This window comes from Hydrogenophaga soli, assembly GCF_054777695.1.
On the sequence record NZ_BAAHAK010000003.1, the window covers coordinates 321,006 to 344,284 of the forward strand.

Here is a 23,279-nt window from a genome sequence, read left to right on the forward strand (position 1 = left end):
GGCGCGGACTGCGCTGCGATGCTCGGCCCCGGCGCCTGTGCGCCTTGCCACCGGCAAAGTCACCCCACCCACAGCCCACCCGCCACGCCACGGCAGAGAGCGGGTTGGTGCGCGGGCCGGGCGAATGCGGGGAATGCAATGGTTTTGATAGCTGCTTGCGCTTGATATGAAAGCGCTAGAGGCTGATTTTTATTGAAATCTTCAGCAAAAACGAATTCAGCGTTTCGTTTTTGATCTGCAAACCCCCTCCGCCCTCCGAATCGAAACCTGCGCTTAGATTCGTCATGCCCATTCACCGCATCAACACCGTTTCAGACCTTGGCGAAGCCGTTTGGGCCGTTCGCAAGGCCAGCAAGGTTTGAGATAGCGCTGCCGAACAGGCACTGGACTACTTTCCTTCCAACGCGGCCTTACGACGACTCGCCCTGATGTGGCGTAGCACATGGTAGGCAGGCATACCCACGAAGCCAACGAACATGCCAACGAAGACTGGGAACCCGAAGACGCCAGATGTCTTGATGTCGTGCCATGTGATGCGGTACCACCACGCCGCTGAGACAGCAATAGCAGCAGCAAAGATGACTGACGCCAGCAGTGCCACTAGATCAATAGAACGATCGTTTCTTGTGTTCATGGTGTTCATTGGCAAAAAGGAGTTTCCTCTTGATTGTCAGCAGAGCAGGGGTGAATTCAGGCGCTCTACCATTTGAGGTAACCGGCCGCTGGAGTGCGATGCGCGGAGGGAACCTGCAAGCGTAGCTTGCGGGCGGTCCGGTTGACCGATGGATTGGGCGTCTTAGCGATCAAGCAAAACACGGAGCATTCGCTCTGGGTTGGATAGAAAGTCATGGGTTACTTGATAGTGCTCAGTGGAATAGTAGTCGATGCGGTCCAAGCCTGAACCTGAGCACGAATATATCCAAGCATCAGGATACGCCATGAGAATAGGCGAATGAGTCGCAATGATGAACTGCGAGTTCAGTCTTACAAGGTCGTGAATCCGCGAGAGGACTGCAAGCTGTCGTTGAGGGGATAGCGCGGCCTCCGGTTCATCGAGTACGTAAATGCCATTCCCACGAAAGCGATTCATCAATAGTGCCATGAACGACTCACCATGAGACTGCTCATGCAAGGACCGACCACCATAGGCGTCAATGATAGGTGGGCCACCTGGCTCTTCATCAAGGCGCTCAATTTCCGTTGCCACATTGAAGAAACTCTCTGCCCGAAGAAAGTAGCCATCTTTGGGGTGTTTTACCCCCTTGGCGATTCTGAGGAATTGGTGGAGCTCTGAGTGTGATGTTCTTGTTCCGAAGGAAAAGTTCTTCGATCCTCCCTCGGGGTTGAAGCCCAAGGAGACGGCAATTGCTTCAAGTAGGGTGGATTTTCCCGATCCATTCTCGCCGACGAAGAACGTTACCTTTGGGTGTAATTCGATCAAGGCCAGCGAACGTATGGCGGGCAAATTGAATGGGTAGCGGTCGAATGACTCAACCCCATCTCGATTGAGCGTAACCCTGCTTGCGAACTGGGACGAGATCAAGACGCCCAACCCAATGCGTCACACAAAACCTGCAGGATAAAACAGACATTGCGGGATATTCTGGCCATGACTCCTCCTGAAAGTGACTGGCCGCCGGGTTTGCTGTGACAAGAAACCCGGTAACCCGTTTTCACACCCCGGACGTTGAAACCGCTCGTGGAGTGCACTGGTTGCCCCGCACATTCTCCGGTGCAGTTCTTTTGGCCCCTTCAATGTAAAGGGAGCCGCTGCCGTGGCGCAGGGGTTGGATGCCGCATATGGCGCTCAAAACCACAAGCGAAAAGTGGCTCTAGCGCTTGATTTGAAAGCGCAAGCAGCTACAAAAAGTGATACACCGTCCTTACCTCGCTGTGTGCTGCGCACCACACTTCTGGGATTGACGTACACCTGCCTCTCACGGTTGCTGTGCGTTTCCATGCGCCACAGTCACTTAAGTTTCAATAGCTGCTTACGCTTGATATGAAAGCAGTAGAGGCTGATTTTTATTGAAATTTCGCCCACACAGCCCGCAAGGTGAAGCACCGCGCCGGCTGAGTGGGCTTCAGGTGGCCCGTGCGTAGAAGCAGGTGTTCAAGCTGGAACCATCCGGTGCTGCGCTGGGGACAGGCCGGATCTGCTCCAGCACAAAACCCGCACGTTCGGCCACGGCGCGGCTGGCCGTGTTCTGGGCGTCTGTGCGGCATTCCAGGCGGCGCATTTGCAGGTGGGTGTGTGCGTATTGGATGAGGCCGGTCACCGCCTCGGTGATGAAACCGCGATGCCGACAAGCGCTGCGCACCCAGTAACCCACCTCCCCCTGCGGCACCGCCCAGTCCAGACGGTGCAAGCCCGTGGCCCCCACCAGAACGTGAGCGCCTTTGAGGAAGATGAGCATGGGCATGTCGGAGCCTTCCTGGAAGGTGCGGTGCCCGTTCAGGCAAAACGCCTCCGATGCGCTGGGCGATGGCTCTTGTACCGCCCAAGGCAGGGACGCAGGCCACGCCCTCAAATCGGCCAACGATTCGGCCACCGCCGCAAACACCGCCGCGCCATCTCCCGGGCGGGGCGATCGGACGCACAAACGCGGCGTCTCAAACCCCTCGGGGATGCTGGTGAGGCTCAACCGTGCCTCAGTCATGGGTGCCGAGACTGTTCCATGGGGGAAGGTGGTGCTTCATACGCCCATGGGCGTAGTACGTTGCCATGCACAGGCCAAAGAACACACCGACGAGGGTGCTGCCCCAGAACGCCACAGACAGCGGAACGTTCATGGCACGCCACTGGAGCAGCCACATCGCAGCGCCCCAGCCGACGCCCACGAACACACCCGCAGCCCCGGCCACGCGGGCAAAACTCATAAAGTTCGGCGGCGGAACCCGAAACCCCAAACGCCACATCAGGCGCAAGATGGGCGGGCGGTAATTGGATTCACGAATGCCTGTGGCCATCAAAAGGCGAAGGGCTTCGGCTCGTTTGGATTCGAATGGATCCATGATCTCCGTGGAAATGCAGTAAAATTAAACAGACGCGGCGAAAGCTCCTGAACACGGCATTCAAAAAACCGAATCTTTGCACCATCCCTTTCTGCGATGCAATTCCATCTAAACCTCTCATTAAAAAATCCACCACTAGAAACCAGAACGCAGTTCATCCAACTTCTCTCGAATATCAGATCGCTCCGGGAATTTCCGAAATCCATCTTCAAGGACTTTAACGGCCTGCTCGCTTCTCCCGTAAGCCAAATACACTTCCGCCTCAGCCAATGGATCAGCAATTAACTTAGCATGGGCGAAAAATTTCGCAACAAAATATACTATCGCCACACCTATAAAAATACCAAGGTAACTCATATCCACTCTTGCCATCTCCTTCTTTGTTTAATGTAAATTCATTACACCATAAATCCTCCAACTTATCCAAACTTGCAAGACACCTCAGCAACCGGATATTGCGCATTAACCAGAATGTCATTTAGAAGGGCAACGCATCATCTGGCGCAAGCGTCAGACCCTTTATGCGCGCATCTAGAATTTCCATTAATTTGGTAACTTGCGCCCAATACTTTGGAAAATTTTTTACAGATTTAATTTTTGGAATTATGAAGTTTGCCGTTAACCGCAAGTATGCCTGCAATAAATTAAGCTGATCCAGAACGACAACTTGCTCAGATTTATCCGTTATCTTTAGCGTATTATTTCCATAATCTATTGCATTCTGCAGAAACACAAGCCAGTGATTAACTGACTCTTCATCTATTGATGAAGAGGAATGAAAGGAGATGGAACGCACAATGCTTAATGTTTCCTCGACCATATCCTCGAGGCTCCGAGGAACAGGGGTTAGATCTGGGGATTGCGAGCTAAGGACGCTCTGAATTTTCTCATCAAGCTCATCCCAGCATCGATCAAAGGCTCTCTTTAATTTCACCTCATCCAATGGACTGACAGTTTCTGCATTCACTGCCTTCATGAACTTGAATACCTCATCTCTTGAGTATGGTGTAGCCTGAAATTGCAATAATGGACCAGCCAGTTGCGCTGAATCAACACCAAAAAGTAGAGGGCAAACCTTTCCATTGCGACTATCCTTTGATACTGCGCCTGCTTCAAACAGCAACCATGGCGCGGTGAGATTGTCATCGGTAAGGCAGAATAAGCCAAACTGGCTGTTGTGTAGATTTTCCGCAATCTCTGCTGCCCAACGTTGACCTTTTGTCACATCATCGGGAGTAAAGTAAGGTCGTACCGATTGAATTACTTCAGGCAACCAATTTCTGAACGCCTCACCAATCAGCCTACTTTTTTCACCAGACCAAGAGATAAATATTTTCATTTTCCAAACTTTAAGTATTTTACCAACAAAATGCCGCTTCGAATTTCTAGATTAACGATAGCCTTCACAACCCCTGAAATCACGAAAGTTGCCGTGTAATTCATTGATTTCCACAGGATTAACTTTCTGACTTGAGATTATGCAATATTCCCTAACTCAATGTATCCCGCAAAACCTGCAGGATAGAACGGACAGTGCGGGATATTCTGGTCACAGTTTCCTCCTGAAAGTGACGTGCCGCCGGGTTTGCTGTGACAAGAAACCCGGCAACCTGTTTTCACACCCCGGCGGTTAAAACCGCTCGTGGAGTGCTTTGGTTGCCCCGCACATTCTCCGGTGCAGTTCTTTTGGCCCCACCAATGTAAAGGCTGCCGCAGCCCTGGTGCAGGGGTTGAAGGGCGCATGCAGCAGCCAAAACCACAAGCAAAAAATGCCTCTAGCGCTTTGTTTAAAAGCGCAAGCAGCTACAAAAAGTGATGCACCGCCCCTGCCCCGCTGTGTGCCGCGCACCACACCCCCAGGGCTGGTTGGCTCTCGCATCAGGGCGACGCGCTCCGCACACCGGCATGCAAAGACACTACCAATTCAATAGCTGCTCACGCTTTCAAACAAAGCGGTAGAGGCATTTTTTCCTCACAACCCACAAACCCCGCAATCCGGCCCGGGCAGCGGCGGGCTGGGCGCTCTGCGGTGGGGAGGGGGCGCACATGCGCAGCCGAGAAGCGCAGGGTGGCGGGAGGCACGCGCAGCGTGCTTCGTCATCTGACTCGTCGCGGTTGTTTGAACAGAGCTTTGCGCAGCAAAGCGGCGTGAGTTCCGCGACGCTCCCGCCGCCCGAGCATCGCAGGGAACCCCGCCCGCCAGCGGGCGGGGCCAGCATTTAAGCCCCACCCCACCGCAGAGCGCCCAGCCCGCCGCTGCCCGGTCCGGGTTGCCACCCATGCGGCAAAGAAGACTCAGCCCGCCACCGCCAACATCACCGAATACGCCTTGAACACCGCAGTGGCCGCCTGCCCCACGCTCAGGTCCAGCGCGGCCACGGCGTCGTTGGTCACGCTGGCGGTCACGGTGGAGCCGCCGGGCAGCGTCAGCACCACCAGCGACGACACCGCGCCCTTGTCGATGCGCGACAACGTGCCCGCCAGCTGGTTGCGGGCCGAGAGCTGGTAGCCGGCAAAGTCGGTCACCAGCACCACGGCGGACGATTTGATGAGCGCAATGGCCTCCTTGCCCACCGCCAGCTTCAGGCGCTGGGCGGCGGTGGCCGTCATGGAGGCAACGATTTCCTGCCCGTTGGGCAGCCCCACGGTCACCTGGCAGGTGACGGGGCCGGTTTCCACGGCGGTGATGCGGCCTGCAAATTGGTTGCGTGCGGTGGTTTTCATGGACATGCGCCTCAAAAGTCCGGCCAAGGCCGGTTGTTGAATGATCCAGTCCTCCTGCTCGCGCAGGAAGGCTTGGTTGGCTTGCTTCAACGTGGCCCAGGCGGCCAGCAGTTCGTGCGCCGCGGGGGTGAGTTGGGTGCCGCCACCGCCTTTGCCGCCGGTGGCGCTTTCAATCAGCGGGGTGCTGGCCAGGGTGGCGGCGGTGTCCAGCAGCAGCCACGCGCCCTTGTAGCTGTAGCCCGCGGTGCGGGCGGCGCGGTTGATGGATCCGGTGGCGTCAATGGCCGACAGCAGCGCAAAGAAGCGGGCGTCCAGCCGTCCGGCCAGCTTGAGGTCGCTGGTGAGCAGGGTAGCGTCAGGCATGGGGGGCTCCGGTGGGGGTGGGCGGGGTCTGTTCCAGCAGGGCCACCGACTTGACCTGCACCCACAGCGTTTGCCCTTCGGTCACACCCAGCAAGGTGGCCGAACGGCGGGTGAGGCGGGCCACCAGGGCCGATGCCCCCAGGCGCAAGCGCACCAGCATCAGGCCCGGGTGGGCGTCGTCGGCCAGGGCTTCCACCCGGCCTTGCAGCACGTTCTGGATGCTGCTTTGCAGCGGTTGCTCGCGGGCCAGGCTGACGTCGCGGGCCAGCACCCGCACGCGCACACGCCGCCCCACGGGCAGGCCGGGGTCGCGGGTCCAGAGGCTGCCGCCGTCAAAGTCCACGCGCAGCAGGTGCCAGGGGGCGTCCACCGCGCCCACGGTGCCGTCGATGACGGCACCCAGGTCTTCGCCCAGCTGGATGGGCAGGTCCAGCCGGGCCAGGGTGTCGGCCAGCGGGCCGTTGGCGCGGGCGCGGCCCGCGTCCATCACCACCAGGTGGTCGGCCAGGCGGGCCACTTCGTCGGGGGCGTGGCTGACGTAGAACACGGGGATGTCCAGCTCCTCGTGCAGGCGCTCCAGGTAGGGCAGGATTTCCTGCTTGCGCGGCAGGTCCAGGGCGGCCAGGGGTTCGTCCATCAGCAGCAGGCGCGGGCGCATGGCCAGGGCGCGGGCCATGCCCACGCGCTGGCGTTCCCCGCCCGACAGACCCTGGGGCTTGCGGTCCAGCAGGTGGGCGATGCCCAGCAGTTCAATGGCCTGGTCCAGCCCGTCGCTGGGCACACCGGGGCAGCGCCGCAGGCCGTAGCGCAGGTTGCCCAGCACCGTGAGATGGTTGAAGAGGCTGGCTTCCTGGAACACGTAGCCCAGGGGGCGGCGGTGGGTGGGCAGCCAGTGGGTGGCGTCTTGCCACACCTCGCCCGCCACCACCAGGCGGCCCTGGGGTGCGCGTTCCAGCCCGGCCAGGCAACGCAGCAGCGTGGTTTTGCCCGAGCCCGAGTGGCCAAACAGCGCGGTGATGCCGCGCCCGGGCAGGCGCAGGTCCACGTCCAGCGAGAAGCCGGGCCAGTCCACGCGGAAGCGGGCTTCGATGTCGCTCATGCCGCCCCCCCTCGGCGCGACTGGGGCCGCCAGGCGTACAGCGCCAGCAGCACCAGGAAGGAGAACACCAGCATCACCGCGGCCAGGCGGTGGGCCTGGGCGTACTCCAGGGCCTCCACATGGTCGTAGATCTGCACCGAAACGACCCGGGTCACGCCGGGCAGGTTGCCGCCGATCATCAGCACCACGCCGAACTCGCCCACGGTGTGGGCAAAGGTGAGGATGGACGCGGTGAGGAAGCCCGGGGCCGCCAGCGGCACGGCCACGCTGAAAAACGCATCCAGGGGCGAGGCGCGCAGCGTGGCGGCCACCTCCAGCGGGCGGTCGCCCACGGCTTCAAAGGCGGTTTGCAGGGGCTGGACCATGAAGGGCAGCGAATAGAACACCGAAGCCACCACCAGCCCCCAGAACGTGAAGGGCAGCGCCCCCAGGCCCAGCGCCTGCGTGAGCTGCCCCACCGGCCCTTGAGGGCCCATGGCCAGCAGCAGGTAAAAGCCCAGCACCGACGGCGGCAACACCAGCGGCAGCGCCACCACCGCGCCCACGGGGCCTTTCCACCAGGCGCGGGAGCGGGCCAGCCACCAGGCGATGGGGGTGCCCACCAGCAGCAGGATGAGCGTCACCACCGCGGCCAGGCGCACGGTCAGCCACAGGGCTTGGAGGTCACTGGGGGACAACATGGGGGGGCTCCGGGTTCACTTGGCCGCCTGTTCGCCGGGCAGCACAAAGCCGTATTGGGTCATGACCGCACGGGCGGCGGGGCTGCCCATGTGGGTGGCAAAGCGCTGGGCCAGGGCGCTGCCACCCGCTGGGTTGGCACGCTGGATGACGATGAAGCCTTGCTCCAACGGCTGGTGCAGGTGGTCGGGCACCAGCGCGTAACCGCCCTTTTGCGCCAGCTCCGGGTTGACCGCCAGGGCCAGGGCGATCAGGCCCACCTGGGCGTTGCCGGTCTGCACAAACTGGGCGGTGTGGGCGATGTTCTCGCCGTACACCAGCTTGGGCTCCACCTGGGCCCACAGCCCGGCGGCGCGCAGCGCCTCTTCGGCGCGTTTGCCGTAGGGCGCGTGTTTGGGGTTGGCGATGGCGATGCGGGTGATTTTGGGATCGGCCAGGCTGGCCAGCGTCATCTTGCTGGCATCCAGGCTGGCACTCCACAACACGAGGCGGCCCACGGCATAGGGCTTGACCTCGGACGCGGCCAGACCGGCCTTGGCCAGCTCGCGCACAAAACCGATGTCGGCTGAAAAGAACAGGTCATACGGCGCACCCTGCTGAATCTGGGTGTGGAACTTGCCCGACGAGCCGTACACCACGTCCACCTGGTCTGCGGGGTTGGCTTTTTTGAACGCGGCCACGATGTCGTCCATGGCGAACTTGAGGTCGGCTGCCGCCGCCACGGTGATTTTGTCGGCGTGGGCGGCCAGGCTGGACAACAGCAGCGCACAGGCCAGCCAGAAACGGAAAAAGGCTCTCATGGGAAGCTCCTTGGGAAGGCTTATGGTAGTGAACTACATAACGCAAAGGGCGTGCCAGGGACTGTTGTGCCTTTTTGGGGGCGGGTTCAGGGGTAGAGGGTGCCTTTTGCTGTGCGCTTGTGTCGGGTGTGGGACGTTGTGTGTCGGGAATGGGACACGTCCTCGCGGCGGGGTGGGACGGGTGGGCTGTAGGGTGGGTGCCTCGCCGGGGGTCCGCTTTGCGGACTGCGCTGCGGTGCTCGACCGTGGGGCGGTGTCGCGGAACTCACTGCGTTTTGCCCTCGGGCAAAACTCCGTTCAAACAGCCGCGACAAGTCAGAAGTGGAGGGTGCGCTGGTGCGCACCCCGCCCCGCGGTCTGTGCGCCTCGCCACCGGCGAAGGCACCCACCCCACAGCCCACCCGCCCCACCCCGCTGAGGTGCTGTTGGTTCACCACCGGAGGCGAAACCAGGGCCTGAGCTTGCGCTGCACACCACTATGCTTTTGATAGCTACTTGCGCTTTATTTGAAAGCGCAAGAGGCACTTTTTGCTTGAGATGTCCCACGCAACCCACGGGTGGCCGCAGGCGGTGGGGGCGCGGGGCGCTGGGCCCTTGGGTGGGGGGTGCATGCGCAGCCGAGAAGCGCAGCCAGGGGGCCGCAGCGGGCGCAGCCCGCTTCCACCACTGACTTGCGGCGGCTGTTTGAGCGGAGTTTTGCCTTCAGGCAAAACGCAGCGAGTTCCGCCGCACCGGCCCCCTGGCGAGCATCGCAGGGAACCCCGCAGGGGCCAGCATCCACCTCCCACCCAAGGGCCCAGCGCCCCGCGCCCCCACCGCCTGCGGCCACCCGGCCCTCAAATGCCTTTCTTCCCCGCCAACAACTTCGCCTGATCCGACTTGCTGTAGTGGCTCAACTCCCCCGCCGCATGCGCCGCCCGGCGGTTGGACATGCGGATGGCTTCGATCTTGCCCGCCGGGGCGATGGCGGACACCACCTTGTCCAGCTCGGCGCTGGCGCACTGGGGGCAGGTGGGCACGTCGCCGCTGCGCACCAGCTTCTCGAAGCCGTGGCCGCACTGGCGGCAGTGGTACTCGTACAAGGGCATGGCGGTTCTCCAGCAGGTCAATCCGATGGGGTGGCACAGGCATGGGAGCTGGCAGACACACAGCCCTCCAGCGCCTGGGGCAGCGCGGCGTCGTTCAGCCCCACCCAGGCGTGCACGGTGGCGGGGTCAAAACCCACCAGGCGGCTGCCGGTGTCGGCCCGCTGCATGAGCGGGCGGCGGATCAGCAGCGGCTCGGCCAGCAGCAGGGCCAGGGCGGTGTCGCGGTCCAGGGCGTCGGGGTTCACCTCGCCCGATTTGACGCGGGGCGCAGCGCGGTTGAACCAATCGGCCACGGGCAAACCGTCGAGGAAGGGGCTGAGGCTTTGTGCCGTCCAGCGTTGGGTGAGCAGGTCGCGCCGCTCCAGCGTGTGCCCGGCGGCGTGCAGCGCGGCCCGCTGGCGGGCGTTGCCGCCGCAACCGGGTTTTTCGAAGAAAACGATGTGGGTCATGGTGCGGGCGGGGCAAGCAGACCTTGTGCCAGGGCCAACAGGCCGCTGGTCTGGTCGGTGATGGCGTGCACCACGTCGGGCTGCAAACGGTCCAGCCACCGGCGGGGCAAGGCCGATGCGCCGCAGCGGGCCCCGGCCAGCATGCCCACCAGGGCACCGGTGGTGTCGGCGTCGTCACCCTGGTTGACGGTGGCCACCAGGGCGTCTTCAAAGTCGTCGTGGGCCAGCAGGAAGTGCAGCACGGTCTGCACGGTGTCGCGCACGTAGCCGCTGGCGTGGCCTTTGTAGGGGGTGAAGGCAAAGGCCGGGTGTTCGGCCACCCAGGCGTGCACCTGGGCGTGGCATTGCGCGGCATCGGCCCCTTGCAGCAGGCTGGCCAGCAGGCGGCCCACACCCAGCACGGCCTGGTCGGACAAGGGGTGGTGGTGGGTGAGGCGGCCCTGGGCGATGGACAGGGCCTCCAACGCCGGGACATGGCCCAGCGTGGCCAGCACGGCGGGCAGGTTGCGCATGAGGGCACCGTTGCCCGCGTCGCCCTCGTTGGGCGGGCCTTGCAGGCTGCCGTCGTGCATGAAGCGCATGATGCCGCGGCGGCAGGTGTTGCCGCAGTCCACCGGCTTGCCGCGCCACCAGCGCACGTAGGCGTGGCCAATGCGCTGGGGCAGCGCGGTGTCGCCTTGCAAAAAGGCATTCAGCTCGGGCAGGCCGCCTTGCAGCAGGGCGTCGCCCAGGGCCAGGCACAGGGTGGTGTCGTCGGTGACCTGGCCGCGGGCCAGCTTGAGCCAGCCGCCGCCCACCATGTCGCGGTGCACGCCGTAACGAACGCGGATTTCCTGCGGGCGCATGAATTCCACCGTGGCCCCCAGCGCGTCGCCGATGGCCAGGCCCAGGTAGGCGCCCAGGGCGCGGTCGAGCAGGCTACGCATAACGGGCCACCACGGCGTAGTCGCCGCCCAGGGCCAGCACTTCCTGCTCGCCTTGCAGCAGGTGGCCGGGCAGCAGGCCGGGGAACACCAGCACCTTGCTGGCGGGCACCAGGGCTTCAAACACCCAGTCGCCAAAACAGCTGGCTTCTTCGCGCGACAGGCTGAACGACACCACGTTGTTCAGCCGCACGGTGCAGTGGCGGCTGAGCAGGTTGCCGCTCACCAGCTGTTCTTCGCAGCGGGTGCTGCCGCGCCACAGGCGCAGGTGGCGGGCGGGTTGGCCTGCGGGTTCGGCCCCCGGGGGTGGGTGGCGTTGCAAGGCCCATTGGCAGAACTCGTACAACAGGTCCAGCTGCTGGTGGATGCTGTTGTTGTGGAAACGGCTGGAGGCTTTTTCTTCCAGATAGGCCACCCACGCGGCAGAGGGGAAGCGGCGCAGCGCGGCCTTGTGGAAGCCGGGTACCAGGCCAAAGCGGCTTTCGGCCCAGCCTTTGAGCACGGCCCCGGCGGGGCCGTTGGCGTCCATGCCCCAGCCTTGCAGCAGCTTGCGCCAGCTGCTGCGCCAGCGGCGCTGCTCGGCGGCGCTCCAGCGGGCGCTTTCGGCGGGTGGGGGGCGGCAAAGGCCAAACGCTATGTCCAGGTAGTGCACAAACACCTCGGCGGCTTCGGCCAGGCTGGGGCTGCGCGCCAGCAGGGCAAACAGGCCCGGGTGGGCCTCACGGGTGCCGGCAATGGACAGCGGCACCGGGTTGGCGTTGAACGCCTCGCTGGCCAGCACCGGCGCGGGCACGCCCACCAGGTTGGTGGTGTACCAGTGCCGGGGCTGTTCGGTGTCGTCGTCCACAGGCCGGGGGAAGGCTCAGACGGGGCGGTTTTCGTTGGGGTTGCGCACGGGGCCCATGAGCTTCAGGCCCTCTTCGTAGCTGAGGGGCTCGAATTGGCCGCTGAACTTGAGGGCGGCATCGGCCACGGCGTCGAGCTTGCCCGCGGTGTCCTTCTTCTTCAGGTCGCCCTTTTCCAGGTAGAGCAGTTCCAGCATCTCGTTGTAGACGGTGTTTTCCAGGATGGGCAGCACGTAGAAGGTGGCCCCGCCGTAGGTGACCTGGTATTTCTTGCTCAGGTCGATGTTGTCGCAGTAAAGAAAGTACTTGCCCTGGGGGCTGAGGGTGTCGCCCAGGGCTTCGGCCACGTCTTTCAGGTACTCGAAGGACAGCAGCCAGCCGCAGAAGAAGGGCAGGTGTTTCTCGCCTTCCTGCCCGATGGCCATGACCTGGTCGCAGGTGAGTTCGGGGGGGCGGGCTTCGTCGGCCAGCTTGGCGGCAAAACGCAGCGCCAGTTCACCGCGGAAACCCACGCGACCCGGCTTGTGGGTGGCGGCCTTGAGCACGGGGTTGAGCAGGCGGCCTTCCTGTTCCAGGCGGGCAAACGCGGTGTCCGACAGGGCGGTGCGTTCCAGAGTGGCGGTCATGTTCGGTCCTTTGAAGGGGTGGTGGAAAGACGCCCTCCTTCTGCAATGAACGTACCAACCCCGACAAGGCCCACACGGCGCAGCAAATGCGACACAAACCCGCCCCGCGGCCCCACGGCGTGTGGGTTTTGGCGGCGCGCCTGGCCCGCTTTGTCGGGAAGCAAACAAAGCGCCAAAACGCCCTTTTCAACCCCGCACAAAGCCATTTTTCCTTTTGAAAACAACCAGTTAACACGCACACAAAGGCGGTTGGCACGACATGGCACGGAAGCTGCGAAAGGGGGCCTGCGCGGACTCAAGTCCTGCCGATGCGTGAACCGAATAAGAAGACCAACGGGCACGTCAGGCTGACACGGTCGCGGCTTCGCAACCTTGTTTCTCAACCTTCCTGAATGGAGCACTGAAATGGCCAAACTTCGGCAAATCGCCTTCTACGGCAAAGGTGGCATCGGCAAGTCCACCACCTCGCAAAACACCCTGGCCGCGCTGGCGGAAATGGGTCAGAAGATCCTCATCGTCGGCTGCGACCCCAAGGCCGACTCCACCCGCCTGATCCTGCACGCCAAGGCACAGGACACCATCCTGTCTCTGGCCGCTGAAGCCGGCAGCGTGGAGGACCTGGAGCTGGAAGACGTGATGAAGATCGGCTACCGCGACATCCGTTGCGTGGAGTCCGGTGGCCCGGAACCCGGCGTGGGCTGCGCGGGTCGCGGGGTGATCACCTCCATCAACTTCCTGGAAGAAAACGGCGCTTACGACGGCGTGGACTACGTCAGCTACGACGTGCTGGGTGACGTGGTGTGCGGCGGCTTTGCCATGCCCATCCGCGAGAACAAGGCGCAGGAAATCTACATCGTCATGTCCGGCGAAATGATGGCCATGTACGCCGCCAACAACATCAGCAAGGGCATCTTGAAGTACGCCAACAGCGGTGGCGTGCGCCTGGGCGGCCTGGTGTGCAACGAGCGCCAGACCGACAAGGAACTGGAGCTGGCCGACTCCCTGGCCAAGATGCTGGGCTCCAAGCTCATCCACTTTGTGCCGCGCGACAACATCGTGCAACACGCCGAGCTGCGCCGCATGACCGTGCTGGAGTACGCCCCCGACTCCAAGCAGGCCCAGGAATACCGCACGCTGGCGCAGAAAGTGCACGGCAATGCGGGCAACGGCACCATCCCCACCCCCATCACCATGGACCAGCTGGAAGACCTGCTGATGGAGCACGGGATCATGAAGCAGATCGACGAGTCCGAAGTCGGCAAGACCGCCGCCGAGCTGGCCGCCTGACACCCAGCCTCAGGGCCAGGGCCGCGCAGCACCCGCCTGCGCGGCCCTGCGGCCCGGCCCACGCATCCCCTTACCTCACGGAGTTTTCCCATGACCGCCACCGTTGAAGAGCGCAAGGCCGCCAACAAGGCCCTGATCGATGAAGTGCTGAAGGCTTATCCCGAGAAGATGGCCAAGCGGCGCGCCAAGCACCTGAACACGTTTGAAGAAGGCAAGCCCGACTGCGGCGTGAAGTCCAACATCAAGTCGCTGCCCGGCGTCATGACCATCCGCGGCTGCGCCTACGCAGGCTCCAAGGGGGTGGTGTGGGGTCCCATCAAGGACATGGTGCACATCAGCCACGGCCCCGTGGGCTGCGGCCAGTACAGCTGGGCCGCCCGTCGCAACTACTACATCGGCACCACGGGTGTGGACAGCTTCGTGACCATGCAGTTCACCAGCGACTTCCAGGAAAAAGACATCGTCTTCGGCGGTGACAAGAAGCTGGACAAGATCATTGACGAAATCCAGGAGCTGTTCCCCCTGAACAAGGGCATCAGCATCCAGTCTGAATGCCCCATCGGCCTGATCGGTGACGACATCGAGGCCGTGTCCAAGAAAAAGAGCAAGGAGTACGAAGGCAAGACCATCGTGCCCGTGCGCTGCGAGGGTTTCCGCGGCGTGAGCCAGTCACTGGGCCACCACCTGGCCAACGACGCCATCCGCGATTGGGTGTTCGACAAGAACGACCCCAACAAACACGAGTTTGTGTCCACGCCCTACGACGTGGCCATCATCGGTGACTACAACATCGGCGGCGACGCCTGGAGCAGCCGCATCCTGCTGGAAGAGCTGGGCCTGCGCGTCATTGCCCAGTGGTCGGGCGACGGCTCCATTGCCGAGCTGGAAAACACCCCCAAGGCCAAGCTGAACGTGCTGCACTGCTACCGCTCGATGAACTACATCAGCCGGCACATGGAAGAGAAGTACGGCATTCCATGGGTGGAATACAACTTCTTCGGCCCCAGCCAGATTGAAAAGAGCCTGCGCGAAATCGCCAGCCACTTCGACGACACCATCAAGGCCAATGCCGAGAAGGTGATTGCCAAGTACCGCCCGCTGGTGGATGCCGTCATCGCCAAGTACAAGCCCCGCCTGGAAGGCAAGAAGGTCATGCTGTACGTGGGTGGCCTGCGCCCCCGCCACGTCATGGACGCCTACCACGACCTGGGCATGGAGGTGGTGGGCACGGGCTACGAGTTTGCCCACAACGACGACTACCAGCGCACCACCCACTACATCAACGACAGCACGCTGATCTACGACGACGTGACCGGCTACGAGTTCGAGAAGTTCGTGGAAGGCATCAAGCCCGACCTGGTGGGCTCGGGCATCAAGGAAAAGTACGTGTTCCAGAAGATGGGCGTGCCCTTCCGCCAGATGCACAGCTGGGACTACAGCGGTCCCTACCACGGCTACGACGGCTTTGCCATCTTCGCCCGTGACATGGACATGGCCATCTCCAGCCCGATCTGGGGCCTGACACAGGCCCCCTGGAAAAAAGCCGCCTGAGGCTGACGAAGCCCCGCGCCCCACCCCATTTTTTGGAGTTCATCATGCCCCAATCAGCCGATAAAACCCTGGACCACGAACTGCTGTTCCGCGAGCCCGAATACCAGGCCATGCTGGCCAACAAGAAGCAGTTCGAGTTCGGCCACTCGCCCGAGGCCGTCAAGCAGGTCATCGAGTGGACCAAGACCGAGGACTACAAGCAAAAGAACTTTGCCCGCGACTCGCTCACCGTCAACCCTGCCAAGGCCTGCCAGCCCCTGGGCGCGGTGTACGTGGCCAACGGCTTTGCCAAGACCCTGAGCTTTGTGCACGGCAGCCAGGGCTGCGTGGCCTACTACCGCAGCCACTTCAGCCGCCACTTCAAGGAGCCCACCTCCTGCGTGTCGTCGTCCATGACAGAAGACGCCGCCGTGTTCGGCGGCCTGAACAACATGGTGGACGGCCTGGCCAACGCCTACAGCCTGTACAAGCCCGACATGATCGCGGTGTCCACCACCTGCATGGCCGAGGTGATCGGTGACGACCTGAACGCCTTCATCAAGACCGCCAAGGAAAAAGGCAGCGTGCCCGCCGAATACGACGTGCCCTTTGCCCACACCCCGGCCTTTGTGGGCAGCCACATCACCGGTTACGACAACGCCCTGGCCGGTGTGCTGTCCCACTTCTGGGACGGCAAGTCGGGCACGGCCGAGCCGCTCAAGCGCGTGCCGGACGACAGCATCAACTTCATCGGCGGCTTCGACGGTTTCGTCGTGGGCAACATGAAGGAAATCCGCCGCATCTTCAGCCTGTTTGGCGTGAAGGTGAACGTGCTGTGCGACCCCTCCGGCAACTGGAGCACCCCCACCGACGGCGAGTTCCGCATGTACGAAGGCGGCACCACCAAGGAAGAGGTGGAGGCCGCCCTGCACGCCAAGGCCACCATCGTGTTCCAGGAGTTCTGCGCCGAGAAAACCGCCAAGCTCATCGCCGAGCACGGCCAGGAGGTGGTGGTGCTCAACGCCCCCGTGGGCGTGGCCGGGACCGATCAGTTCCTGATGGAAATTGCCCGCCTCACCGGCAAGCCCATCCCCGCCGAACTGGAACTGGAACGCGGCCAGCTGGTGGACGCCATGGCCGACAGCCAGGCCCACCTGCACGCCAAGCGTTTTGCGCTGTACGGCGACCCCGACCAACTGCTGGGCTACACCCAGTTCCTGCTGGAGCTGGGGGCCGAGCCCGCCCATGTGCTGTCCACCAACGGCAACGACACCTGGGCCGCCAAGGTGCAAAAGCTGTTCGACTCGTCGCCCTACGGCGCCGGCTGCAAGGTCTACCCCAAACGCGACCTGTGGCACCTGCGCTCGCTGCTGTTCACCGAGCCGGTGGACTTTGTCATCGGCAACACCTACGGCAAGTACCTGGAGCGTGACACCCAAACGCCGCTGGTGCGCCTGGTGTTCCCCATCTTCGACCGACACCACCACCACCGCTACCCCACCTGGGGCTACGAGGGTGCCCACCGCATCCTGGTGACGCTGCTGGACGAGTTCTTCGAAGCGCTCGACGCCAACACCATCGAGACCGCCAAGACCGACTACAGCTACGACATCATCCGCTGATGAAAAGGTGGGGGCGGGCGGGTCCACGGGGGCCTGCCCGCCCCATGCCATGTACCACCGTTCGCTGTACGACATCGTGATGGACACGGGCCGCGCCATCACCACGCTGACCCAGGAAATGCAGCACGAGGACGAGCTGTTTGCCAGCCCACTCACGCTGCGGGCGGTGGAGGCCCAACTGCTCATCATGGCCCACACGTTGGGCAACGTCACCCCCCTGCTGCACCAGAACCTGCCCCATGTCGATTGGGTGGGCTGGCAGGCCCTGCACGACAAGCTGCGCCGCGGCGTGCAGCCCCGGCGCGAGGAAACCTGGTACGCCATCAACGGCCTGGTGCCGCAAACCCTGGCGCTGCTGCAAGAATTGCGGCGACGCCAACCCAGCCTGTTCGAGTGGGGGTTGGGCTGACGCACCGACCCTCCATGAAACTGCTGATCCAACCCCTGGGCTCCTGCGTGCCGGTGCATCCCGGCCAGACCCTGCTGCAAGCCGCAGAAGCGGCTGGGGTGGTGCTGCCCAGTTCATGCCGCAACGGCACCTGCCGGGCCTGCCTGGCGCAGTTGACCGCCGGGCAGGTGCGCCACTTGGTGCCCTGGCCCGGCCTGTCCGCCGAAGAAAAGGCAGCGGGCTGGGTGCTGCCTTGCGTGGCGGTGCCCGAGGGGGACGTGGCGCTGTTTCAACCCGAGGCTCAACCCGAGGTTCCACCCGACGCGTGTGTGGGCGGCACGGCCTGAGGGTTGACCTCCATGGGCCGACCGGGGTGGGGCCGCCAGTGGCCCCCGGCATCGGTGTTGCGGATGAAGTCGGCCACCTTGGCAAACGCCGCCTCCAGCTGGGTGCGCAGCTCGGCATCGGCACAGGTTTCGGCCAGGGCCTGGCGCATGCAGGCCATCCAGGCATCCCGCGCGGCGGCGTCGATCTTGAACGGGTGGTGGCGTCGGCGCAGCATGGGCGAGCCCCGCTCGGCGCTGTAGGCCTTGGGGCCCCCCAACCATTCGCTCAGGTACAAGACCAGCACGCGTTGTGTGTCGGTCAGGTCGTCGGCGTGCATGGCGCGCAGGGTGGTGGCATCGGGCCGGGTGTCCATGGCGCGGTAGAAGGCATTCACCAGGCGCACCACCGCGTCGTGTCCGCCCAGGCGTTGCCAGTGCGGGTTGGCGGTTGGCACGGGCGGGGCGATGGGCAGGTCGGGGTGGGGCGTGGGGTTCATGACACGGGGCTCCTTGGTGGCGGGTGTGTGCAAGGGGCGTACCAGCTTGGCTTTTGCGTTCGTTGCGTGGTGAGTCGTTGGGGCTTTAAGGGCAAGTCCTCGCGGCGGGGTGGGGCGGGTGGGCTGTGCGGTGGGTGCCTCGCCGGTGATCGGCTTTCAGCCGATTCCGCTGCGGTGCTCGACCGGGGGGCGTCGTCGCGGAACTCACTGCGTTTTGCCTTTGGCAAAACTCCGTTCAAACAGCCGCGACGAGTCAGAAGTTGAGGGTGCGCTGCCGCGCACCCCGCCCCGCGGTCTGTGCGCCTCGCCACCGGCGAAGGCATCCACCGCACAGCCCACCCGCCCCACCCCGCTGAGGTGCTGCTGGCGTGCCCAGATTGAAGGCCCCGGGCCTGAGCGTGCGTCGCACGTCACTTCATTTTCGATAGCTGCTTACGCTTTATTTGAAAGCGCCAGAGGCACTTTTTGCTTGAGATGTCCCACGCAACCCACGGGTGGCCCCAGGGGGCGGAAGCGCGCCGTGCCTGGCGTTGGGGGTGGGGGCGCACATGCGCAGCCGAGAAGCGCAGCCATGGGGCCGCAGCGGGCGCAGCCCGCTTCCACCTCTGACTTGCGGCGGCTGTTTGAGCGGAGTTTTGCCTTCAGGCAAAACGCAGCGAGTTCCGCCGCACCGGCCCCATGGCGAGCATCGCAGGGCACCCCGAAGGGGCAAGCATCCCAGCCCCCACCCCCAACGCCAGGCACGGCGCGCTCCCGCCCCCTGGGGCCGCCCGCCCCTCCCACCCCAAGCCCTTTGTCGCAATCCCTTCAAACCCGCCAAACCGCACCCGCCAAGCCGCGACACACACGCCACCCACCGCGCCAAAACCCGCAAAAACACCCCACCCAAACACCTGCACAGCGTTGGCATCAAACCTGCAAAGGGGGCCTTGTCCACCGACCGGAGCCCGCCATGTCCACACCGCTCAAGATCAAGATTGCCGAAGTGTTCGACGAGCCGGGTTGCGACAAGAACCAGGCCAAAAGCACCAAGGAACGCAAGAAGGGCTGCACCAAACAGCTCTCGCCCGGGGCTGCCGCGGGCGGCTGCGCGTTTGACGGGGCCAAGATCGCCCTGCAACCCGTGGCCGACGTGGCCCACCTGGTGCACGGCCCCATTGCCTGCGAGGGCAACAGCTGGGACAACCGGCACAGCGCGTCGTCGGGCCCGCAGATCTACCGCACCGGTTTCACCACCGACATCAACGAGCTGGACGTGATCTACGGCGGCGAAAAGCGGCTGTTCAAGGCCATCCGCGAAATCATCGACAAACACCACCCGCCCGCCGTGTTCGTGTACCAGACCTGCGTGACCGCGCTGGTGGGCGACGACATCGAGGCCGTGTGCAAACGCGCCGCAGAGAAGTTCGGCACCCCGGTCATCCCCGTCAACGCGCCGGGTTTTGCCGGGCCCAAGAACCTGGGCAACAAGCTGGGGGCCGAGGCGTTGCTGGATTACGTGATCGGCACCCGCGAACCCGAGTTCACCACGCCCTACGACGTCAACATCATTGGCGAATACAACCTGGTGGGCGAGCTGTGGCAGGTCAAGCCGCTGCTGGAGGCGCTGGGCATCCGCGTGTTGTCGTGCATTGCGGGCGATGGCCGCTACAACGAGATTGCCAGCGCCCACCGCGCCAAGGTGAACATGATGGTGTGCTCCAAGTCGATGATCAACATCGCCACCAAGATGGAGCAGCGCTACGGCATTCCGTACTTCGAAGGCTCGTTCTACGGCATTGGCGACATGAGCGACACGCTGCGCCAAATGGCCCGGCTGCTGGTGCAGCAGGGTGCTCCCGCCGACCTGCTGGAACGCACCGAGCGGCTGATCGAGGTGGAAGAAGCCCGCGCCTGGAAGCGCATTGCCAGCTACCGCCAGCGCCTGGCGGGCAAGCGGGTGTTGCTGATCACCGGGGGCGTGAAGTCCTGGTCGGTGGTGGCCGCCTTGCAAGAAGGCGGCATGGAGGTGGTGGGCACCAGCGTGAAGAAGAGCACCAAGGAAGACAAGGACAAGATCCGCGAGCTGCTGGGGCTGGACGGCAATGCCGACGCCCACATGATCGACGACATGACCCCGCGCGAGATGTACGCCATGCTGCGCGACGCGCGGGCCGACATCATGCTGTCGGGCGGGCGCAGCCAGTTCGTGGCCCTCAAGGCCCGCATGCCCTGGCTGGACATCAACCAGGAACGCTACCACCCCTACGCCGGTTACGAGGGCATGGTGCGGCTGGTGCACGAGATCGACCGCAGCCTGTCCAACCCCGTGTGGCAGCAGGTGCGCATTGCCGCGCCGTGGGACGAACAGGGCACGCCCTCCCCCACCGCCTTCCTGGCCGACGTGGCCGCCCGCGCCATGGGGCTGGAGCAGGAAGAAGTTCCCGCCTGAACCCGCTGCCCCCACCCTCCACCGGAAAGCTTGCACCATGGCCCGCGTTGTCGAATCCAAGAAAGCCTGTGCGGTCAACCCGCTCAAGATGAGCCAACCCCTGGGGGCCAGCCTGGCCTTTCTGGGGCTGGACCGTTGCATGCCCGTCATGCACGGCTCGCAGGGCTGCACCTCCTTCGGGCTGGTGCTGCTGGTGCGCCACTTCAAAGAGGCCATTCCGCTGCAAACCACGGCCATGAACGAGGTGACCACCATCCTGGGCGGTTACGAAAACGTGGAGGCCGCGCTGGTCAACATCCACAAGCGGGCTGCGCCCCAGGTCATTGCCATCTGCACCACCGGCCTGACCGAGACCAAGGGCGACGACATGGACGGCTTCATCGCCACCGCCCGCCAGCGCAAGCCCGAACTGGCCGGCACCGAGATCGTCTGGGTGTCCACCCCCGACTACAGCGGCGCGTTTGAAGACGGGTACAAACACGCCCTGACCGCCATCGTGCGCACCCTGGTCAAACCCCTGCCCCGGGTGGCCCACCAGGTGACGCTGCTGCCCGGCAGCCACCTGAGCCCGGCGGACATTGACGAGCTGCGCGACATCGTCCACGCCTTTGGCCTCACGGCCAAGGTGTTGCCCGACATCTCGGGCTCGCTGGACGGCCACATCCCGCCCGACTGGCGCGGCACCACGCTGGGCGGCACCACGCTGGACGACATCCGCGCTGCCGGGGCGTCGGCCCTCACCCTGGCCGTGGGGGAACAAACCCGCGAGGCCGCCCAGGCCCTGCAAGACCTGACCGGCACCCCGTTCGAGGTGTTCGAACGCCTGACCGGCGTGGCCGCCAACGACCAGTTTCTGCACACCTTGTCGCGCCTGTCGGGCCAGCCCGTGCCCGCCCGCTACCGCCGCCAGCGCAGCCAGCTGCTGGACGCCATGCTGGACGGGCACTTCTACATCGGCGGCATCAAGGTGGCGCTGGCCGCCGAGCCCGACCTGCTGCTGGCCGTGGGCGGCCTGCTGCACGAAATGGGCGCTGAATTGCGCTGCTGCATCAGCACCACCCAATCTGCCGCGCACGCCCTGCTGCCCGCCGACGAGGTGCTGCTGGGCGACCTGGAAGACCTGGAAACCGGCGCCGCCGAGTGCGACCTGATCGTCACCCACGCCCATGGCCGTCAGGCCGCCGAACGGCTGAACAAACCGCTGCTGCGCGTGGGCTTTCCGGTGTTCGACCGCATTGGCAACGCCCACCGCTGCCAGGTGGGCTACCGCGGCAGCATGGCCCTGATTTTCGAGGTGGCCAACACCCTGATCGAGCGCATCCACCACCACCACGCCGACGACTGGCCCCTGCCCCCGCAGGCCGTGCGTGCGGCTGCCCCGGCAGCAGCCCCAGAGCCCCCTCCCCTGTCCCCGCTGGCCCAGGCCAGCGCCTGAGCCCCTTCAACCCCAGGAGCGCCCCATGAAAGTCGCCTTCACCACCCAGGACAAGGTCAGCGTCAACGCCCACTTTGGCTGGGCCAAAAGCATCGTGGTCTACGAGGTCACGCCCCAGGGCCACCAACTGGTGGACAGCTTCGAGTTTGGCGACAAGCTGGAAGAAGACGGCGACGAGGACAAGCTGGCCCCCAAGCTGGAGGCCATCAAAGACTGCGCCATCGTCTACGTGGCGGCCATTGGCGGCTCGGGCGCGGCCCGGGTGGTGGCGCTGAAGATCCACCCCATCAAGGTGCCACAGCCCGAGGCCATTGCCGACATCCTGGACAAGCTGCAAGCGGTGCTGCAAGGCACCCCGCCCCCGTGGCTGCGCAAGGCCCTGGCCAAAGACCAGGAACGCACGTTCGACTTTGAAGACGAAGGAGAAGCCCAGCATGGCTGAGACTGACACCGCCGTGGCCCCCGCCACCGACACCCCGACCGACGACGCCCTGCTGGCCACGCCCTTTGTGCAGCAGCTCGTCAAGCAACTGCGTGCCCAGGACACCCACGGCACCTGGGACAGCAAGAGCGACCTGCAAATCCTCAAGCCCTACCTGCACACGCCGGAAGAGCGGCGGGCCATCCCCATCATGGGAGACCCCGACCCCGAAACCCTGTGGCACCTGGAGATCTTCTACAACGCCATTGCCGTGGCCATCGAGCGCGAAACCAGCCAGATGGTCTCGCCCATGATGAAGATGAGCCACGAAGGCTTTGGCCGCATGGTGCTCATTGCCGGACGGCTGGTGGTGGTGAACAAACAGCTGCGCGACGTGCACCGCTTCGGCTTCACCTCGCTGGCCAAGCTGGCCGAAGCGGGCGGCAAGTTCCTGGACGAGGCCATCACCATGATCCGCACCTACCCCGACGTCGCAAACTACGGAAACTGACCCATGAGCACCGACGCCGACGAACTCAAAACCAAGCTGCGCAAGCTCAACGCCCAGGCCACCCAGGCCAAGATGGACCTGCACGACCTGTCCGAAGAGCTGCCCACGAACTGGGAAAACATCCTGGCCGTGGCCCAACGCTGCCACGACGCCCACGCCGCGCTGATGGAGGCCCGCAAGGCCGCCGCGGCAGCCGCCACAGCCGCCTCCTGAGCCCCAAG

Annotated in this window: 26 protein-coding genes; 10 read left to right on the plus strand and 16 right to left on the minus strand. The window is 63.9% G+C overall.

Going from position 1 to position 23,279, the window contains the following annotated elements; genetic code table 11:
- Positions 1–388: 388 nt before the first annotated feature.
- The 15 genes from ACYVB7_RS07320 to ACYVB7_RS07390 all read right to left on the minus strand — a co-directional run bounded on the left by ACYVB7_RS07320 (position 389) and on the right by ACYVB7_RS07390 (position 12,610).
- Positions 389–643 carry a hypothetical protein gene (locus ACYVB7_RS07320; RefSeq protein WP_460506070.1) on the minus strand — a complete coding sequence of 85 codons (255 nt, stop codon included), beginning with the start codon at positions 641–643 and terminating at the stop codon, positions 389–391.
- Between the two features lie 153 nt (positions 644–796).
- Complete coding sequence (locus tag ACYVB7_RS07325) at positions 797–1,543, minus strand: AAA family ATPase (RefSeq protein ID WP_460506071.1); 747 nt, start codon at positions 1,541–1,543, stop codon at positions 797–799.
- A gap of 541 nt (positions 1,544–2,084) precedes the next feature.
- Positions 2,085–2,660 carry a GNAT family N-acetyltransferase gene (locus ACYVB7_RS07330; protein WP_460506072.1) on the minus strand — a complete coding sequence of 192 codons (576 nt, stop codon included), beginning with the start codon at positions 2,658–2,660 and terminating at the stop codon, positions 2,085–2,087.
- Positions 2,653–3,015, minus strand: coding sequence for a DUF6404 family protein (locus ACYVB7_RS07335; protein WP_460506074.1), 363 nt, complete (start codon positions 3,013–3,015; stop codon positions 2,653–2,655). The genes ACYVB7_RS07330 and ACYVB7_RS07335 overlap by 8 nt, the downstream gene beginning before the upstream one ends.
- A gap of 135 nt (positions 3,016–3,150) precedes the next feature.
- Positions 3,151–3,372, minus strand: a complete 222-nt coding sequence (locus tag ACYVB7_RS07340) for a type IV pilus assembly protein FimV (protein WP_460506075.1) — start codon at positions 3,370–3,372, stop codon at positions 3,151–3,153.
- A 121-nt stretch (positions 3,373–3,493) separates the two neighbouring features.
- The gene (locus tag ACYVB7_RS07345; protein ID WP_460506076.1) at positions 3,494–4,354 is read right to left on the minus strand and encodes a toll/interleukin-1 receptor domain-containing protein; all 861 of its coding nucleotides are present in this window, start codon (positions 4,352–4,354) and stop codon (positions 3,494–3,496) included.
- Positions 4,355–5,310: 956 nt separating this feature from the next.
- Positions 5,311–6,102 carry a TOBE domain-containing protein gene (locus ACYVB7_RS07350; protein ID WP_460506077.1) on the minus strand — a complete coding sequence of 264 codons (792 nt, stop codon included), beginning with the start codon at positions 6,100–6,102 and terminating at the stop codon, positions 5,311–5,313.
- Positions 6,095–7,201 carry a molybdenum ABC transporter ATP-binding protein gene (gene modC, locus ACYVB7_RS07355; protein WP_460506079.1) on the minus strand — a complete coding sequence of 369 codons (1,107 nt, stop codon included), beginning with the start codon at positions 7,199–7,201 and terminating at the stop codon, positions 6,095–6,097. Before modC ends, ACYVB7_RS07350 begins: the two co-directional genes overlap by 8 nt.
- Complete coding sequence (gene modB, locus ACYVB7_RS07360; RefSeq protein WP_460506081.1) at positions 7,198–7,881, minus strand: molybdate ABC transporter permease subunit; 684 nt, start codon at positions 7,879–7,881, stop codon at positions 7,198–7,200. Before modB ends, modC begins: the two co-directional genes overlap by 4 nt.
- A 15-nt stretch (positions 7,882–7,896) precedes the next feature.
- Complete coding sequence (modA, locus tag ACYVB7_RS07365) at positions 7,897–8,679, minus strand: molybdate ABC transporter substrate-binding protein (protein ID WP_460506082.1); 783 nt, start codon at positions 8,677–8,679, stop codon at positions 7,897–7,899.
- 836 nt (positions 8,680–9,515) lie between these two features.
- Positions 9,516–9,767, minus strand: coding sequence for an FmdB family zinc ribbon protein (locus ACYVB7_RS07370; protein ID WP_460506083.1), 252 nt, complete (start codon positions 9,765–9,767; stop codon positions 9,516–9,518).
- Between the two features lie 17 nt (positions 9,768–9,784).
- Positions 9,785–10,216, minus strand: a complete 432-nt coding sequence (locus ACYVB7_RS07375; RefSeq protein WP_460506084.1) for a thioredoxin domain-containing protein — start codon at positions 10,214–10,216, stop codon at positions 9,785–9,787.
- The gene (gene draG, locus ACYVB7_RS07380) at positions 10,213–11,142 is read right to left on the minus strand and encodes an ADP-ribosyl-[dinitrogen reductase] hydrolase (RefSeq protein WP_460506086.1); all 930 of its coding nucleotides are present in this window, start codon (positions 11,140–11,142) and stop codon (positions 10,213–10,215) included. Before draG ends, ACYVB7_RS07375 begins: the two co-directional genes overlap by 4 nt.
- On the minus strand, positions 11,135–11,986 hold the full coding sequence (locus tag ACYVB7_RS07385) for an NAD(+)--dinitrogen-reductase ADP-D-ribosyltransferase (RefSeq protein ID WP_460506088.1): 852 nt from the start codon (positions 11,984–11,986) through the stop codon (positions 11,135–11,137). Before ACYVB7_RS07385 ends, draG begins: the two co-directional genes overlap by 8 nt.
- A gap of 15 nt (positions 11,987–12,001) precedes the next feature.
- The gene (locus ACYVB7_RS07390; RefSeq protein ID WP_460506089.1) at positions 12,002–12,610 is read right to left on the minus strand and encodes a hypothetical protein; all 609 of its coding nucleotides are present in this window, start codon (positions 12,608–12,610) and stop codon (positions 12,002–12,004) included.
- A gap of 405 nt (positions 12,611–13,015) precedes the next feature.
- Between ACYVB7_RS07390 and nifH the strand changes: the two genes are divergently transcribed.
- The 5 genes from nifH (at position 13,016) to ACYVB7_RS07415 (ending at position 17,784) form a co-directional block, all read left to right on the plus strand.
- On the plus strand, positions 13,016–13,897 hold the full coding sequence (gene nifH / locus ACYVB7_RS07395) for a nitrogenase iron protein (protein WP_460506090.1): 882 nt from the start codon (positions 13,016–13,018) through the stop codon (positions 13,895–13,897).
- A 90-nt stretch (positions 13,898–13,987) separates the two neighbouring features.
- Positions 13,988–15,448, plus strand: coding sequence for a nitrogenase molybdenum-iron protein alpha chain (gene nifD / locus ACYVB7_RS07400; protein WP_460506091.1), 1,461 nt, complete (start codon positions 13,988–13,990; stop codon positions 15,446–15,448).
- A 44-nt stretch (positions 15,449–15,492) separates the two neighbouring features.
- Complete coding sequence (gene nifK, locus ACYVB7_RS07405) at positions 15,493–17,049, plus strand: nitrogenase molybdenum-iron protein subunit beta (RefSeq protein WP_460506092.1); 1,557 nt, start codon at positions 15,493–15,495, stop codon at positions 17,047–17,049.
- 49 nt (positions 17,050–17,098) lie between these two features.
- Positions 17,099–17,458, plus strand: coding sequence for a ribonuclease HepT family protein (locus ACYVB7_RS07410; protein ID WP_460506093.1), 360 nt, complete (start codon positions 17,099–17,101; stop codon positions 17,456–17,458).
- Positions 17,459–17,472: 14 nt separating this feature from the next.
- Positions 17,473–17,784 carry a 2Fe-2S iron-sulfur cluster-binding protein gene (locus tag ACYVB7_RS07415; protein WP_460506095.1) on the plus strand — a complete coding sequence of 104 codons (312 nt, stop codon included), beginning with the start codon at positions 17,473–17,475 and terminating at the stop codon, positions 17,782–17,784.
- Here the strand turns inward: ACYVB7_RS07415 and ACYVB7_RS07420 are convergent.
- The gene (locus tag ACYVB7_RS07420) at positions 17,739–18,260 is read right to left on the minus strand and encodes a group II truncated hemoglobin (protein WP_460506096.1); all 522 of its coding nucleotides are present in this window, start codon (positions 18,258–18,260) and stop codon (positions 17,739–17,741) included. The two genes, ACYVB7_RS07415 and ACYVB7_RS07420, sit on opposite strands and share 46 nt — an antisense overlap.
- Positions 18,261–19,212: 952 nt before the next feature.
- Here ACYVB7_RS07420 and nifE point away from each other — a divergent pair.
- From nifE to ACYVB7_RS07445, 5 genes are read left to right on the plus strand one after another with little or no spacing between them, the layout of a single operon-like run.
- A complete protein-coding gene (gene nifE / locus ACYVB7_RS07425) occupies positions 19,213–20,691 on the plus strand; it encodes a nitrogenase iron-molybdenum cofactor biosynthesis protein NifE (protein WP_460506097.1) in 1,479 nt (492 codons plus the stop codon).
- A 37-nt stretch (positions 20,692–20,728) separates the two neighbouring features.
- Positions 20,729–22,126 (plus strand): nitrogenase component 1 family protein, encoded by a 1,398-nt coding sequence (gene nifN / locus ACYVB7_RS07430; RefSeq protein ID WP_460506098.1) that lies wholly within the window; start codon positions 20,729–20,731, stop codon positions 22,124–22,126.
- Between the two features lie 25 nt (positions 22,127–22,151).
- Positions 22,152–22,568 carry a nitrogen fixation protein NifX gene (gene nifX / locus ACYVB7_RS07435; protein ID WP_460506099.1) on the plus strand — a complete coding sequence of 139 codons (417 nt, stop codon included), beginning with the start codon at positions 22,152–22,154 and terminating at the stop codon, positions 22,566–22,568.
- Positions 22,561–23,058, plus strand: a complete 498-nt coding sequence (locus ACYVB7_RS07440) for a NifX-associated nitrogen fixation protein (RefSeq protein ID WP_460506100.1) — start codon at positions 22,561–22,563, stop codon at positions 23,056–23,058. Before nifX ends, ACYVB7_RS07440 begins: the two co-directional genes overlap by 8 nt.
- A gap of 3 nt (positions 23,059–23,061) precedes the next feature.
- On the plus strand, positions 23,062–23,271 hold the full coding sequence (locus tag ACYVB7_RS07445) for a CCE_0567 family metalloprotein (protein ID WP_460506101.1): 210 nt from the start codon (positions 23,062–23,064) through the stop codon (positions 23,269–23,271).
- The last annotated feature ends 8 nt before the right edge of the window (positions 23,272–23,279 follow it).

Excerpts from the sequence above, each read along its gene's own strand:
- ACYVB7_RS07320 (WP_460506070.1), bottom strand. The coding sequence starts at position 643 with ATGAACACCATGAACACAAGAAACGATCGTTCTATTGATCTAGTGGCA.
- ACYVB7_RS07330 (WP_460506072.1), bottom strand. The coding sequence starts at position 2,660 with ATGACTGAGGCACGGTTGAGCCTCACCAGCATCCCCGAGGGGTTTGAG.
- ACYVB7_RS07335 (WP_460506074.1), bottom strand. The coding sequence starts at position 3,015 with ATGGATCCATTCGAATCCAAACGAGCCGAAGCCCTTCGCCTTTTGATG.
- ACYVB7_RS07340 (WP_460506075.1), bottom strand. The coding sequence starts at position 3,372 with ATGAGTTACCTTGGTATTTTTATAGGTGTGGCGATAGTATATTTTGTT.
- ACYVB7_RS07345 (WP_460506076.1), bottom strand. The coding sequence starts at position 4,354 with ATGAAAATATTTATCTCTTGGTCTGGTGAAAAAAGTAGGCTGATTGGT.
- ACYVB7_RS07350 (WP_460506077.1), bottom strand. The coding sequence starts at position 6,102 with ATGCCTGACGCTACCCTGCTCACCAGCGACCTCAAGCTGGCCGGACGG.
- modC (WP_460506079.1), bottom strand. The coding sequence starts at position 7,201 with ATGAGCGACATCGAAGCCCGCTTCCGCGTGGACTGGCCCGGCTTCTCG.
- modB (WP_460506081.1), bottom strand. The coding sequence starts at position 7,881 with ATGTTGTCCCCCAGTGACCTCCAAGCCCTGTGGCTGACCGTGCGCCTG.
- modA (WP_460506082.1), bottom strand. The coding sequence starts at position 8,679 with ATGAGAGCCTTTTTCCGTTTCTGGCTGGCCTGTGCGCTGCTGTTGTCC.
- ACYVB7_RS07370 (WP_460506083.1), bottom strand. The coding sequence starts at position 9,767 with ATGCCCTTGTACGAGTACCACTGCCGCCAGTGCGGCCACGGCTTCGAG.
- ACYVB7_RS07375 (WP_460506084.1), bottom strand. The coding sequence starts at position 10,216 with ATGACCCACATCGTTTTCTTCGAAAAACCCGGTTGCGGCGGCAACGCC.
- draG (WP_460506086.1), bottom strand. The coding sequence starts at position 11,142 with ATGCGTAGCCTGCTCGACCGCGCCCTGGGCGCCTACCTGGGCCTGGCC.
- ACYVB7_RS07390 (WP_460506089.1), bottom strand. The coding sequence starts at position 12,610 with ATGACCGCCACTCTGGAACGCACCGCCCTGTCGGACACCGCGTTTGCC.
- nifH (WP_460506090.1), top strand. The coding sequence starts at position 13,016 with ATGGCCAAACTTCGGCAAATCGCCTTCTACGGCAAAGGTGGCATCGGC.
- nifD (WP_460506091.1), top strand. The coding sequence starts at position 13,988 with ATGACCGCCACCGTTGAAGAGCGCAAGGCCGCCAACAAGGCCCTGATC.
- nifK (WP_460506092.1), top strand. The coding sequence starts at position 15,493 with ATGCCCCAATCAGCCGATAAAACCCTGGACCACGAACTGCTGTTCCGC.
- ACYVB7_RS07410 (WP_460506093.1), top strand. The coding sequence starts at position 17,099 with ATGTACCACCGTTCGCTGTACGACATCGTGATGGACACGGGCCGCGCC.
- ACYVB7_RS07415 (WP_460506095.1), top strand. The coding sequence starts at position 17,473 with ATGAAACTGCTGATCCAACCCCTGGGCTCCTGCGTGCCGGTGCATCCC.
- ACYVB7_RS07420 (WP_460506096.1), bottom strand. The coding sequence starts at position 18,260 with ATGAACCCCACGCCCCACCCCGACCTGCCCATCGCCCCGCCCGTGCCA.
- nifE (WP_460506097.1), top strand. The coding sequence starts at position 19,213 with ATGTCCACACCGCTCAAGATCAAGATTGCCGAAGTGTTCGACGAGCCG.
- nifN (WP_460506098.1), top strand. The coding sequence starts at position 20,729 with ATGGCCCGCGTTGTCGAATCCAAGAAAGCCTGTGCGGTCAACCCGCTC.
- nifX (WP_460506099.1), top strand. The coding sequence starts at position 22,152 with ATGAAAGTCGCCTTCACCACCCAGGACAAGGTCAGCGTCAACGCCCAC.
- ACYVB7_RS07440 (WP_460506100.1), top strand. The coding sequence starts at position 22,561 with ATGGCTGAGACTGACACCGCCGTGGCCCCCGCCACCGACACCCCGACC.
- ACYVB7_RS07445 (WP_460506101.1), top strand. The coding sequence starts at position 23,062 with ATGAGCACCGACGCCGACGAACTCAAAACCAAGCTGCGCAAGCTCAAC.